The organism is Actinomadura graeca, from assembly GCF_019175365.1.
Lineage (GTDB): Bacteria > Actinomycetota > Actinomycetes > Streptosporangiales > Streptosporangiaceae > Spirillospora > Spirillospora graeca.
In genome coordinates this window covers 7,578,241-7,590,383 of record NZ_CP059572.1, presented here as the reverse complement: position 1 = coordinate 7,590,383, position 12,143 = coordinate 7,578,241, and the positions used below count along the sequence as shown (strand labels likewise).

Here is a 12,143-nt window from a genome sequence, read left to right as displayed (position 1 = left end):
TCTGGCGTGGCCGACTTCAGCGCGCCGGGCTCGTACTTCGACGCCGCCTCCACCGAGCCGCCGCACCCGGCGGCCCGGACGGCGCTGCTGGAGGCGCTCGACGCGGGCTGGGCCGACCCCGCCAGGCTCTACGGGACGGCCCGGAGCACCCGCATGATGCTGGACCGGGCCCGCGCGCGCGTGGCCGGCGTCCTGGGCGCCCGTCCGGACGAGGTGTCGTTCACCTCCTCGGGCACCCAGGCGGTGCACCTGGCGGTCCTCGGGGGACTCCAGGCGCGCCGGCGGGCCGGGCGGCACCTCGTGGTGGGCGCCGTCGAGCACTCCAGCGTCCTGCACGCCGCCGAACTGCACGAACACGACGGCGGCGAGGTCACCACCGTCGGCGTCGACCGCACCGGCCGGGTCGACCCCGCCGAATTCGCCGCGGCGCTGCGCCCGGACACAGCGCTCGCCTGCCTCCAGTCCGCCAACCACGAGGTCGGCACCCTCCAGCCCGTCGCCGAGGTCGCCCGCCTGTGCCGCGACGCCGCCGTACCCCTCGTCGTCGACGCCGCCCAGTCCCTCGGCCGCGCCGACGTCCCCGGCGGCTGGTCCCTCCTCACGGGCAGCGCCCACAAATGGGGCGGGCCCGCCGGCGTCGGCGTCCTCGCCGTCCGCAAGGGCACCCGGTGGCGCTCCCCCCTGCCCGCCGACGAACGCGAAGGACGCCGCGTCCCCGGCTTCGAGAACGTCCCCTCCATCGCCGCCGCGGCCGCCGCCCTGGAGGCGTACCGCGCCGAGATGGACCAGGAGGCGCCGCGCCTCTCCGCGCTCGTCGACCTGATCCGCGAACGCGTCGCCCGCGACGTCCCCGACGTCGAGATCGTCGGCGACCCCCGCCACCGCCTGCCGCACCTCGTGACCTTCTCGTGCCTCTACGTAGAAGGTGAGGCACTTCTCACTGAACTGGACAGGCTGGGTTTCGCGGTTTCCTCAGGTAGCTCGTGCACGGCGGATACGCTGCGACCCAGTCACGTGCTGGAGGCGATGGGAGTGATTACCCATGGGAACGTGCGGGTATCGCTGCCGCGGGGCACCGATCCCGCGGACGTCGGGCGATTCCTCGACGTCCTCCCCGGCACCGTCGCCCGGCTGCGCCGGACGACGTCGGACACGCTAGAGACAGGGAGGCGGTCGCGCCCATGAGGTTCCGAGGCCGCGCCAAGAGCGAGGAGCCGCCGCCCCCCGCAGAGCCCGCGGGACCGCCGCCGGTCCTGGTCATCGACGCGCTCGGCCGCAAATGCCCCATCCCGATCATCATGCTCGCCGAACGCATCCGCGAGGTCCCCGTCGGCGAGATCGTCGCCGTCCTCGCCGACGACGCCGCCGCCCGCACCGACGTCCCCGCCTGGTGCCGCATGAAATCCCAGGACTTCGTCTGGGAGGAGACCCTCGCCCAAGGCGGCTGGGGCTTCCACATCCGCCGCACGTATTGATGGCGCCGCCTCCGGCGTCGCGGCGGGGGGCGCTTTATGCGCCGCCTTCCCTCGTCGGGCGCTCGCTTGCACCTACTCATTGCCTCGCCTCCGCTCGGCGGCGGGGGGCGCTTTATGCGCCGCCTTCCCTCGTCGGGCGCTCGCTTGCACCTACTCATTGCCTCGCCTCCGCTCGGCGGCGAGGGGCGCTTTATGCGCCGCCTTCCCTCGTCGGGCGCTCGCTTGCGCTCGCTTCCTCCTCAGTCCAGGCGACGCGCGCCCCCCGCTTCCACCTCCCGCACGCCATAGGCACTTCACCCGCCGCCCTCCCCATCAGGCGCTCGCTTCCACCTTCCGCGTGCCAGGGGCGGGCTGCGGAGGGGTGGAAAACGGATGGCCGCGCCCTTGTGGGCGCGGCCATCGTCTGTGCGTGTGTGCTTGCTGCCGCTTACGGGGTGGGGCAGGCCAGGTGGGGGGCCACCTCGTCTGCGGCGTCGCTGCCGTAGGTGGTGGCGAAGCGGTCCAGGAAGGCCCGGCCGGAGAGGGTGTACTCCTGCGGGCCCGCGGCCTCTAGGGCGTGGGCGGCGATGGCGTTGCCGACCTGCGCGGCGCGCTCCAGGGGGAGGTTCCAGGCGGTGGCCGACAGGAACCCGGCGCGGAAGGCGTCGCCGACGCCGGTGGGGTCGACGACGTTCTCCACGGACACCGCCGGGACGTGCAGGCCCTCCTCGCCCTCGCGGTCGATGACGACGCCCTTGGCGCCGAGGGTGGTGACGCGGACGCCGACGCGGGAGAGGATCTCCTTGCCCGGCCAGCCGGTCTTCTCCTCGCAGAGGGCCTTCTCGTACTCGTTGGTGAACAGGTACGCGGCGCCGTCGATGAGGCGGCGGACGTCCGCGCCGTCCATGCGGGCGAGCTGCTGGGACGGGTCGCCCGCGAACGGGATGCCGCGGGAGCGGCACTCCTCGGTGTGCCGGAGCATGGCCTCGGGGTCGTTGGGGCTGACCACGACGAGGTCGAGGCCGCCGACGCGGTCGGCGACCGGGCCGAGCTCGATGGAGCGGGCCTCGCTCATCGCGCCGGCGTAGAACGTGGCGATCTGGTTCTGGTCCTGGTCGGTGGTGCACAGGAACCGGGCGGTGTGGTGGATCTCGGACACGTGCACGGAGGCGGTGTCGACGCCGTGCCGGTCGAGCCAGGAGCGGTAGTCGGCGAAGTCGTCGCCGACGGAGCCGACGAGGATCGAGCCCTTGCCGAGGCTCCCCATCCCGAAGCAGATGTTGGCGGCGATGCCGCCGCGGCGGATCTCCAGCTCGTCCACCAGGAACGACAGCGACACCTGATCGAGCTGATCGGGCAGGAGCTGGTCGGTGAACCTTCCGGGGAAGGTCATCAGATGGTCGGTGGCAATGGAGCCAGTCACGGCGATGCGCACGGCGTCGCTCTCCTCGTCGTGGTCGTCCGGCTGTTCACCGGCTGTTTCAACCCGGAAAGACTACTTCCCATCGGACCACACCTCGCCGCCGCGCGCACCCCGCGACGGCGAAGGGCGGCCCGGAAACAATCGTCCGGGCCGCCCTTTGCGTGACGCTTGCGCCGCGCTCAGTTGAAGGAGTCGCCGCAGGCGCAGGAGCCGGAGGCGTTGGGGTTGTCGATCGTGAACCCCTGCTTCTCGATCGTGTCGACGAAGTCGATGGTGGCGCCGGTCAGGTACGGGGCGCTCATGCGGTCCACCCGGACCGCGAGGCCGCCGAAGTCCTGGACCTGGTCGCCGTCCATCTCCCGTTCGTCGAAGAAGAGCTGGTAGATCAGACCGGAGCAGCCCCCCGGCTGCACGGCGACACGCAGCGCAAGGTCGTCACGGCCCTCCTGCTCAAGCAGGCCCCTGGCCTTCTCGGCGGCGGCGTCGGTGATGATGACGCCCTGCTGCGTGGTCTCCTGCGTCGTCTCGCCTGAAACCGTCATGTGTTCAGCTCCCGGGTCTGCCGCGCCGCGGGTGCGGCGAACTGTCGCTTGTGTCCGAGGACGTCGAACGACCTCACTCCGTTAGGACAACGTACCTCGCCACAAAGCCATTCCGCTTCCCGGCCCGGTTTAACTCCCCCGGGCGGTGCGGTCTACGTCACACCGCCAGACTTGCCCGGATGTGCCATGATTAGTCGTCAAAGCGACGATAAGCCCCGTCGCAGGAGGGAGACTCCCGTGACCACCCCGGTGCGCGACCTTCCGCTGCTGCTGCTCGGCAGCGGCGCCGACCCGGCCAGCGAGCGCGGCGTGGACTGTCCCGGCGAGCTGCCGCCCGCGTCCGACCCCCGGCTGGTCGAGCGCGCCGCCGCGGCGAAGGCGGCGCTCGGCGACCGCGTGTTCGTCCTCGGCCACCACTACCAGCGCGACGAGGTCATCCGGTTCGCCGACGTCACCGGCGACTCGTTCAAGCTCGCCCGGGAGGCGGCGGCGCGGCCCGAGGCGCCCTATGTGGTGTTCTGCGGCGTGCACTTCATGGCGGAGTCGGCCGACATCCTGACCGCCGCCCACCAGCGGGTGATCCTGCCGGACCTCGGCGCGGGCTGCTCGATGGCCGACATGGCGACGTTCGACCAGGTCGAGGAGTGCTGGGACGTCCTGGAGGACGCCGGCATCGCCGACGACGTCGTCCCCGTCACCTACATGAACTCCTCCGCCGACATCAAGGGCTTCGTCGGACGGCACGGGGGCGTGGTCTGCACCTCCTCCAACGCCAAGCGCGCCCTGGAATGGGCCTACGCCAAGGGTAAGAAGGTCCTGTTCCTGCCGGACCAGCACCTCGGCCGCAACACCGCCGTCCTGGAGATGGGCTTCTCCCTGGACGACTGCGTCGTCTACAGCCCGCATCGCCGCGACGGCGGGCTGGCGCACCAGGACCTGCGGGACGCCAAGATGATCCTCTGGCGCGGCCACTGCTCGGTGCACGGCCGGTTCAGCAAGGAGTCGGTGGACGACGTCCGGGCCCGCGTGCCCGGCGTCAACGTCCTCGTCCACCCCGAGTGCCGGCACGAGGTCGTCACCGCCGCGGACCGGATCGGGTCGACGGAGTACATCATCCGGACGCTGGAGGAGGCCGAGCCCGGGTCGTCGTGGGCCGTGGGCACGGAGCTGAACCTCGTCCGGCGGCTGGCGGGCGCCCACCCGGACAAGAACGTGATGTTCCTGGACAAGACGGTCTGCTACTGCTCGACGATGAACCGCATCGACCTGCCGCACCTGGTGTGGTCGCTGGAGTCCCTGGTGCGCGGCGAGGTCGAGAACGTCATCCAGGTGGAAGAGGAGACGGCCCACTACGCGCGGGTGGCCCTTGACCAGATGCTCGCCCTGCCGTGATCGTCCGGGTTCACAGGCCGGGGGCGTCCCAGACGGGGAACCGGCGGGCGGTGTCCTGCTCGATCGGCAGCTCCCCGGAGAGGGCGTCGCGGACTCGGGCCTCCAGGGCGCCGTCGCGGTGCCGGGCTTCCCCTGGGCTGGGCGCGAACGGGTAGAACGTCCCGCGTCCGTGCGGGTGGACGAGGAGCAACGGCCGCGCGGAGCCGTCCCTGCGGAACCCCACCACCGTGCACAGCAGGTAGGGGCCGTATCCGGCGGCGTCCAGGGTCGCGTTGACCAGGTGCAGGTCGCCCACGAGCCGTCCGAGGGCGCCGGGCGGGTGGGCGACGTGCACCCAGACCCAGCCGTGGGGGCCTCCGCTCGTCCCGGCCTCGCACGGCCCGCCCGCGGCGGCGGGGTGCCCGAGCAGCCGGGTCACCTCGCGCTGCGCCCGCCCGAACGCGCCGAACGGGCCGCCCTCCACGAGGCGGTGGCAGACGGCGCCGCCGCCGGTGGGGACCAGGCCCGTCGCGGCCTCCAGCGCCGCCGCGGCGCCGGGCAGGGCGAACAGCCGGTCCAGGTCGGGGACGGCGGGCGCGGGACGGCCGAGCAGCCCGTCCAGGAGGCCCACCGAGTCAGCCTCCGCTCGCGAGGCGGCGGGAGATCGCGGTGAGCCGCTCCGTGCGCCGCGCCAGCGTCGGATGGGTGGACAGGAGCCCGGCCGCGCCCTCCCCGCGCGCCGCCGCCACGCACAGGGCCCGCACGGGACGCAGCGCGCGCCGCTCGTCCCTGGACGCGTCCCGCAGCCCGTCGTCGACCTTGCCGAGGGCGGACGCGAGGTCGGCGGGCCGTCCGGTCAGCAGCGCCCCCGTCGAGTCGGCGCACAGCTCCCGGTGCCGCGACAGCGCCAGGCCGACCAGCGTGCCCGCGCCGTGCAGCAGGGCCGCCGCGACGGCCGCCGGCAGGAGGAGGAGCCCGGCGCCCCACGCGGCCGCGCGAGCGGCTCCCCGCCGGCCGCCGCGGAACAGGTCCGTCCACCGGCCGAGGAACAGCCCGGCGGCCAGGGCCGGGAAGGAGGCGACCGCCGTGACGAGCACGTCCCGGTTGGCGACGTGCGCGGTCTCGTGGGCGAGCACGGCGGCGACCTCCGCCGGTTCGAGGCGGGCGCGCAGGCCGTCGGTCACGCACACCACCGCCGTGCCGGGCCCCGACCCGGCGGCGAAGGCGTTCGGGATGCCGAGCGCGGAGACGGCCAGGCGCGGCTTCGGCAGCCCCGACGACATGCACAGCCGGTCGAGGACCGCGTGCAGGTCCGGCTCCTCGTCCGCGTCGACGAGGCGGGCGTCCATCGCGTACAGCGCCAGCCGGTCCGCCCACCGCGACGACGCCACCGCGAGGGCGGCGGCGACGGCGGCCGCCGCGGCCCCCCAGGCGGGGCCCGCGAGGAACGCGGGCAGCACCGCCGCCGCGTACACGACGGTGACGAGGGTCATGGTGGCGAGCATCCGCCAGGTCAGCCCGGAGTCGGGCGCGTCACGCGTGGGCCCCATGGGCCGACGTTAGGGCGGCGGCCGCCCGGCGATCAGCGTCGCATGACACAGAAGGACTCGACACCGCGGGCGAACCGGCCGGTCAGGGGCCGGTCAGAGGCCCGGGGCGCCCCAGACGGGGAACCAGCGGCCGAGGTCGTCCTCGAAGGGCAGGTCGGCGCCGACCGCGCCGCGCACCTGGAGTTCGAGCGCGTTGTCGCGCTTGTCGCCGGGCAGCGGCGCGAACGGGTAGAAGGTGCCGCGTTTGTAGAGGTAGACCAGCGCGAGGCGCCGCCCGTCCGGGCCGGTGAATCCGGCCAGCGAGCACAGCAGGTGCGGCCCGAACCCGCCCGACTCCAGCGTCGCGTTCACGGCGTGCAGGTCGGTGACGAGGCCGGGCAGGTCCTCGGGCGGGTGCGCGGCGAGCAGCCAGGTGTAGCCGTAGGAGTCGGTGCTGATCTCGACCTTGGGGCCCTCGTCGGCGTCCAGCAGCTCCTGGACGTCGCGCTGGAGCCGCGCGAACGCGCCCCCTTCGGCCGCGCGGAAGCACACCGAGCCGAGCCCGGTCGGCGTGAACCCGGTCGCCGCCTCCAGTGTGATCGCAGCGTTGGACAGCGCGAACAGCCGGTCGAGGTCGGGCTTGACCGGCTTGGACCGGCCGAGCAGCGTGTCCAGGAATCCCATCAGGCTCCCCTGCCGAGCTGGTCGGAGATCGCCGACAGCTGCGCGAGCCGCCGGTCCAGCGGCGGGTGGGTGGAGAACAGCGAGGAGATGCTGAAGCCCTTGCCGAACGCCGGGGTGAAGAAGAAGGCGTTGAACGCCTGGGCCGAGCGCAGGTCGTTCGTCGGGATCCGGGCGATCTCGCCGGTGACCTTCGTCAGCGCGCTGGCCAGCGCGGACGGGCGGCCGGTGAGCAGCGCGGCGGCCCGGTCGGCCGACAGCTCCCGGTAGCGCGACAGGGCCCGGGTGAGCAGGAAGCTGACCGCGTACGCGACGGCGCTGACCGCGATCACGGCGAGCAGGACGAGGCCGGTGTTCTGGTCGCCGTCGCGGCGGTTGAAGCCGCCCCACAGGCCCCATTCCAGCCCGAACCGGGTGATGAGGCCCGCGCAGATGCCGAGGAAGGAGGCGATCGTCATGACCGCGACGTCCTTGTGCGCGATGTGGGCCATCTCGTGCGCGAGGACGCCCTCCAGCTCGACGGGGTCGAGGCGGCGCAGCAGCCCGGTCGTGACGCAGACGACGGCCTTCTTCTGGTTGCGGCCGGTGGCGAAGGCGTTGGGGACGTCGGTGTCGGCGATCGCGACCTTCGGCTTCGGCGCGTCCGACATGGCGCAGATGCGGTCGATGACGCCGTGCAGCTCGGGCGCCTCCTCGGCGGAGACCTCCCGGCCGTGCATGGCGAACATGGTCAGCCGGTCGGAGAAGAAGTACTGGGCCAGCAGGAACAGGACCGCGACGCCCAGCGCGATCATCCCGAACTTCGGCGTGATCACGAAGAACGCCGACACGAAGACGACGTAGACCAGCCCCAGCAGGAACATGGTCACGAGCATGCGCGACGTCAGCCCCCGGTCGGAGGCGTAACGCGTCCGGGCCATTGCGAACCCCCCAGTTCTCCCGCTTTCAGTCGTAGGAACGCACGAGACCGGGTTTTTGTGCCTGGACCGCCCTGTGGAGCGGTCCCACGGCCGTCGGCCGCGGCACCGCCTAGTCGGGGATCAGCCCCTCGTCGCCCAGCATGGAGCGGACCTCGTCGATGTGCGCGTCCGCCGGGGGCAGGATCAGCTCGGACGGCGCCAGGCTGTCGGCCGGGAGCGGGGTGCCCACCTTGCGGACGTTGTCCAGCAGGGCGTGCAGCGCGGCGCGGAAGGCCGTCTCGTCGCCGGACTCGATCGCCGACTCCAGCTCGGCGTCGAGGGTGTTCAGCGCGGACAGGTCGTCGGCCGCGACGTCCAGCTGGCCCTCGCCCATGAGGCGGACGATCACTGCGCACCCCCGGGGTTCTGCGGCCACGGCGCCTGCTGCGGGGTGTCGTGCGGCTGCTGCTGGGGCTGCGCGGTCGGCGTGCCCTGGCTCAGCTCCTTGGGCGCGGGGCCCTGGCCCAGCTCGGCCTTGAGCCGCTCCAGCTCCAGATCGACGCCCGGGCCGGAGCCCATCCGGTCGAGCTCGGCCTGGATGTCGTCCTTGGGCCCGGAGAAGTCCTCCAGGGCGCCGGACGCCAGCAGCTCGTCGATCGCCCCGGCGCGGGCCTTCATCGTCTCGGTCTTCTCCTCGGCGCGCTGGATCGCCAGACCCACGTCGCCCATCTCCTCGGAGATGCCGGAGAACGCCTCGTTGATCTTCGTCTGCGCCTCGGCGGCGGTGTAGGTCGCCTTGATCGTCTCCTTGCGGGTACGGAAGGAGTCGACCTTGGCCTGCAGCCGCTGGGAGGCGAGCGTGAGCTTCTCCTCCTCGCCTTGGAGCTGCTGGTACTGCGCGCGCAGGTCGCCGAGCTGGCTGTCGAGCCCCGCGCGGCGGGTGAGCGCCTCGCGGGCGAGGTCCTCGCGGCCCACCTGCAACGCCTTCTTGCCCTGTTCGGTCAGCTTGGTCTGCTGGCCCTCGAGCTGGTTGATCTGCAGCTCGAGACGCTTGCGCGAGGTGGCGACGTCGGCGACCCCCCGACGGACCTTCTGCAGCATCTCCAGCTGGCGCTGGTAGGAGTAGTCGAGCGTCTCGCGAGGATCCTCCATGCGGTCCAGGGCCTTGTTCGCCTTGGACTTGAAGATCATCGACATTCGCTTCATCACGCTCATCGCGCGGCGCCGGTCCCTTCGTGCTGTCGCCTCAGTCGCAAACTGGGCTTAATGACCACTGCTGGGGTTCTTATCACCCTACGCGTTAACGCGCGAGGCAGCCACGATGTTCGCAGCCGGTAGGCTGAGCCCGTGTTCAAGCGTCGTACCCCGGAAGCCCCGGCGAATCCTCCTCAGGTAGTAAAGCCGGGAGGAAAGGGCCGCCCCACGCCCAAGCGCAGCGAGGCCGAGAAACGCCGCCGCCAGCCCATCACCGCGCCCTCCTCCCGCAAGGAGGCGTACAAGAAGGTCAGGGCGAGGCAGGCGGACGAGCGCGTCAAGGCCCGCGCCGGCATGGCCAGGGGCGAGGAGAAGTACCTGCTCAAGCGGGACAAGGGCCCCGTCCGCAGGCTCGCGCGCAACTACGTCGACGCCCGCCGCACCTTCGGCTCGTACCTGATGTACGCGCTGTTCGCGATCGTGATCCTCAGCCTCCTGCCGATCCCCGCGGCGCGGCTGCTGGGGCTGTTCGCGCCGCCGGTGGTGCTGCTCATCGTCCTCGCCGAGGGCGTGTTCCTGAGCCGGGGGGTCAAGAAGCTCGCCGCGGAGCGCCACCCCGGCGAGGACACCCGGGGCGTCGGGCTGTACGCGGCCATGCGCGCCATGCAGATCCGCAGGCTCCGGATGCCCGCGCCGGCGGTCTCGCTGGGTGAGAAGGACAAGGTCTGACGCGCCGGTACCGTTCCACGTCCGGCTAGGGTTCGTGCCCATGGAGTTCCGATACCTGGGCCGGAGCGGTCTGAAGATCAGCGAGATCGCGTACGGCAACTGGCTCACCCACGGCTCCCAGGTCGAGGAGGACGCCGCGCACGCCTGCGTGCGCGCGGCCCTCGACGAGGGGATCACCACCTTCGACACCGCGGACGTGTACGCCGGGACGCGCGCCGAGGAGGTCCTCGGGCGCGCGCTCAAGGGGCAGCGCCGCGAGGGGCTGGAGATCTTCACGAAGGTCTACTGGCCCACCGGTCCCGGGCAGAACGACCGGGGGCTGTCCCGCAAGCACATCAGGGAGTCGATCGACGGCTCGCTCCGCCGGCTCGGCACCGACTACGTCGACCTGTACCAGGCCCACCGGTTCGACCGCGAGACGCCGCTGGAGGAGACCCTCAGGGCGTTCGACGACCTCGTCCGCCAGGGCAAGGTGCTGTACGTGGGCGTCTCGGAGTGGCGCGCCGACGAGATCGAGCGGGCCCTGAAGATCGCCGACGAGATGGGCCTCGACCGGATCGTCTCCAACCAGCCGCAGTACTCGATGCTGTGGCGGGTCATCGAGGAGGAGATCGTCCCGCTGTCCGAGCGCGAGGGCGTCGGGCAGATCGTCTGGTCGCCGATCGCGCAGGGCGTGCTCACCGGCAAGTACAAGCCGGGCCAAGCGCTGCCGGAGGGGTCGCGTGCGACCGACGAGAAGGGCGGCGCCGACATGGTCCGGCGCTACCTGAACGACGACGTGCTCACCCGCGTGCAGAACCTGCGCCCGATCGCCGACGAGCTCGGGCTGTCGATGGCCCAGCTCGCCGTCGCCTGGACGCTGCAGAACCCGAACGTGTCGGCGGCGATCGTCGGGGCGTCGCGTCCCGAGCAGGTGGCCGACAACGTGAAGGCGGCCGGTGTCAGGCTGGACGCCGAGGTGCTGAAGCGTATCGACGACGTCCTCGGCGACGCCGTCGTCCGCGACCCGGCCAAGACGGTCAGCCCGAGCACGCGCCCCTGAGCGCGAGGGCCGCGGGGTCCGGCCCCGCGGCCCGGTGCGCCGGCGCCGCGCCGCCCGGGCCGCCGCGGGCGGGCCGTGTCAGACGGGGTCGTCGAGGCTCATCCCGTAGACGGCCGACTCGCCGTCCAGCAGGGTCACCTTCTCGACCTCGTCGGCGCGCAGGGCGCGCCAGTTCTCGCCCAGCCAGCTCTCCGCGTCCGCCTGGGTGGAGAAGGTCTCCTCCGACTCCCCCGCGGGCCGCCCGTCGGCCCTTTCCAAACGCCAGCTCCACGCCATCGCTGTCGACCTCCCTCGTCGCGGTGAGACTAGTCCCTCCAGGCGCCGCCTGATCAGGACGCGGCCTCGACCGCGCGGCGCAGCGTCTCGGGCGAGGCGGTCTCGGCCGAGCCGAGCATCCGCCCGTTCACCCTGACGCTGGGCGTGCCCTGGAGGCCGGACGCTATGTACCCCTTGCTGACCACCGTGACCTCGTCCGCGTACCGCTGGCCCGTCACGCAGTTCCGGAAGCCGTCTCCGGTCAGCCCGAACGGCGCGGCGTAGGCGACGAGGTCGGACGTGGCGTAGCCCTTCTCGCTCAGCGAAGGCGGCTGGTGCGCGTACAGCGCGTCCTGGTAGGACAGCCAGCGCGCGCCGTCCGGGACGCAGCGCAGCGCCGCTGCCGCCCGCAGCGAGTTGCCGTGCGCGGGCTCGTTGCCCGCGCTGAAGATCACGACCGGGCGGAAGACCACCTTCGCGCGGCCGGACACCGCGAGTTCCTTGAGCATCGGGTCGTGCAGGCGGTCGAACGCGCCGCAGTGCGGGCATGCGAAGTCCTCGTAGACGTCCACGACCGGGCCGGTGACGCCCGGCCGCGCCATGGTGAGGCTGCCGTCGGGGCCGGGGGTGGCGAGCGCGCCGCCCTTGATCTCACCGGTCTTCGCCCGCGCCTGGGCCCCGCCTGCCCCACCTCCTCCGCCGCCGCCGTCCCGCCCGGCGAGGACGACGGCCGCCACCACGATCAGGACGAGGACGAGCCCGCCGGTGGCGAGGGCGATAGCCAGCCCGGCCCCCGTCCGCCGGGGAGGCGGGCCGGGCGGGATCGGCGGGACGGGACTCCAGCCGGGCCCGTGGCCTCCCGGCGGCATGGACGGCGGCGGCATGGAGGGCGGCGGTGTGGAGGGCGGCGGCCCGTAAGGCGGGCCCGGCTGCTGCCACGGTGTGTTCGGGGGAATGCCCACCGGGTCTCCTCAGAGGACGTCGCGGACTTCCAGGTGAGGGTATCCAGCGGAGGGCCGGTTCC

Annotated in this window: 15 protein-coding genes; 5 read left to right on the top strand and 10 right to left on the bottom strand. The window is 72.6% G+C overall.

The window, feature by feature from the left end; all coding sequences use genetic code 11:
- The first annotated feature begins 6 nt into the window (after positions 1-6).
- Together AGRA3207_RS33775 and AGRA3207_RS33770 are read left to right on the top strand one after the other, a co-directional pair.
- The gene (locus AGRA3207_RS33775) at positions 7-1,185 is read left to right on the top strand and encodes a cysteine desulfurase family protein (RefSeq protein WP_231331178.1); all 1,179 of its coding nucleotides are present in this window, start codon (positions 7-9) and stop codon (positions 1,183-1,185) included.
- Positions 1,182-1,475 carry a sulfurtransferase TusA family protein gene (locus AGRA3207_RS33770; protein WP_231331176.1) on the top strand — a complete coding sequence of 98 codons (294 nt, stop codon included), beginning with the start codon at positions 1,182-1,184 and terminating at the stop codon, positions 1,473-1,475. Before AGRA3207_RS33775 ends, AGRA3207_RS33770 begins: the two co-directional genes overlap by 4 nt.
- Before the next feature lie 427 nt (positions 1,476-1,902).
- On the opposite strand, the gene AGRA3207_RS33765 is transcribed toward AGRA3207_RS33770, so the two are convergent.
- Together AGRA3207_RS33765 and AGRA3207_RS33760 are read right to left on the bottom strand one after the other, a co-directional pair.
- Positions 1,903-2,889: a carbohydrate kinase family protein gene (locus AGRA3207_RS33765; RefSeq protein WP_231331174.1), complete on the bottom strand. Its 987-nt coding sequence runs from the start codon at positions 2,887-2,889 to the stop codon at positions 1,903-1,905.
- Positions 2,890-3,056: 167 nt separating this feature from the next.
- Positions 3,057-3,419, bottom strand: a complete 363-nt coding sequence (locus AGRA3207_RS33760; protein ID WP_231331172.1) for a HesB/IscA family protein — start codon at positions 3,417-3,419, stop codon at positions 3,057-3,059.
- Between the two features lie 237 nt (positions 3,420-3,656).
- Here AGRA3207_RS33760 and nadA point away from each other — a divergent pair, with 237 nt between their 5' ends.
- Complete coding sequence (nadA, locus tag AGRA3207_RS33755; protein ID WP_231331170.1) at positions 3,657-4,811, top strand: quinolinate synthase NadA; 1,155 nt, start codon at positions 3,657-3,659, stop codon at positions 4,809-4,811.
- 10 nt (positions 4,812-4,821) lie between these two features.
- On the opposite strand, the gene pspAB (AGRA3207_RS33750) is transcribed toward nadA, so the two are convergent.
- The 6 genes from pspAB (AGRA3207_RS33750) to AGRA3207_RS33725 all read right to left on the bottom strand — a co-directional run bounded on the left by pspAB (AGRA3207_RS33750) (position 4,822) and on the right by AGRA3207_RS33725 (position 9,114).
- Positions 4,822-5,421 (bottom strand): PspA-associated protein PspAB, encoded by a 600-nt coding sequence (gene pspAB, locus AGRA3207_RS33750; protein ID WP_231331169.1) that lies wholly within the window; start codon positions 5,419-5,421, stop codon positions 4,822-4,824.
- Between the two features lie 4 nt (positions 5,422-5,425).
- Positions 5,426-6,340 (bottom strand): M48 family metalloprotease, encoded by a 915-nt coding sequence (locus AGRA3207_RS33745; protein ID WP_231331168.1) that lies wholly within the window; start codon positions 6,338-6,340, stop codon positions 5,426-5,428.
- A gap of 93 nt (positions 6,341-6,433) precedes the next feature.
- Entirely contained in the window at positions 6,434-7,003 is a 570-nt protein-coding gene (gene pspAB, locus AGRA3207_RS33740; protein ID WP_231331167.1) for a PspA-associated protein PspAB, read from the bottom strand.
- On the bottom strand, positions 7,003-7,920 hold the full coding sequence (gene htpX, locus AGRA3207_RS33735) for a zinc metalloprotease HtpX (RefSeq protein WP_231331166.1): 918 nt from the start codon (positions 7,918-7,920) through the stop codon (positions 7,003-7,005). Before htpX ends, pspAB (AGRA3207_RS33740) begins: the two co-directional genes overlap by 1 nt.
- A gap of 109 nt (positions 7,921-8,029) precedes the next feature.
- Positions 8,030-8,308, bottom strand: coding sequence for a PspA-associated protein PspAA (pspAA, locus tag AGRA3207_RS33730; RefSeq protein WP_231331165.1), 279 nt, complete (start codon positions 8,306-8,308; stop codon positions 8,030-8,032).
- Entirely contained in the window at positions 8,305-9,114 is an 810-nt protein-coding gene (locus AGRA3207_RS33725; RefSeq protein ID WP_231331164.1) for a PspA/IM30 family protein, read from the bottom strand. Before AGRA3207_RS33725 ends, pspAA begins: the two co-directional genes overlap by 4 nt.
- A gap of 132 nt (positions 9,115-9,246) precedes the next feature.
- Here AGRA3207_RS33725 and AGRA3207_RS33720 point away from each other — a divergent pair, with 132 nt between their 5' ends.
- Together AGRA3207_RS33720 and AGRA3207_RS33715 are read left to right on the top strand one after the other, a co-directional pair.
- A complete protein-coding gene (locus AGRA3207_RS33720; protein ID WP_231331163.1) occupies positions 9,247-9,822 on the top strand; it encodes a DUF3043 domain-containing protein in 576 nt (191 codons plus the stop codon).
- Positions 9,823-9,862: 40 nt separating this feature from the next.
- Positions 9,863-10,864: an aldo/keto reductase family protein gene (locus AGRA3207_RS33715; RefSeq protein ID WP_231331162.1), complete on the top strand. Its 1,002-nt coding sequence runs from the start codon at positions 9,863-9,865 to the stop codon at positions 10,862-10,864.
- Positions 10,865-10,942: 78 nt separating this feature from the next.
- Here AGRA3207_RS33715 and AGRA3207_RS33710 read toward each other — a convergent pair whose 3' ends face one another.
- On the bottom strand, positions 10,943-11,140 hold the full coding sequence (locus AGRA3207_RS33710) for a hypothetical protein (RefSeq protein WP_231331161.1): 198 nt from the start codon (positions 11,138-11,140) through the stop codon (positions 10,943-10,945).
- Positions 11,141-11,193: 53 nt separating this feature from the next.
- A complete protein-coding gene (locus AGRA3207_RS33705) occupies positions 11,194-12,081 on the bottom strand; it encodes a DsbA family protein (RefSeq protein ID WP_231331160.1) in 888 nt (295 codons plus the stop codon).
- Positions 12,082-12,143: the final 62 nt, after the last annotated feature.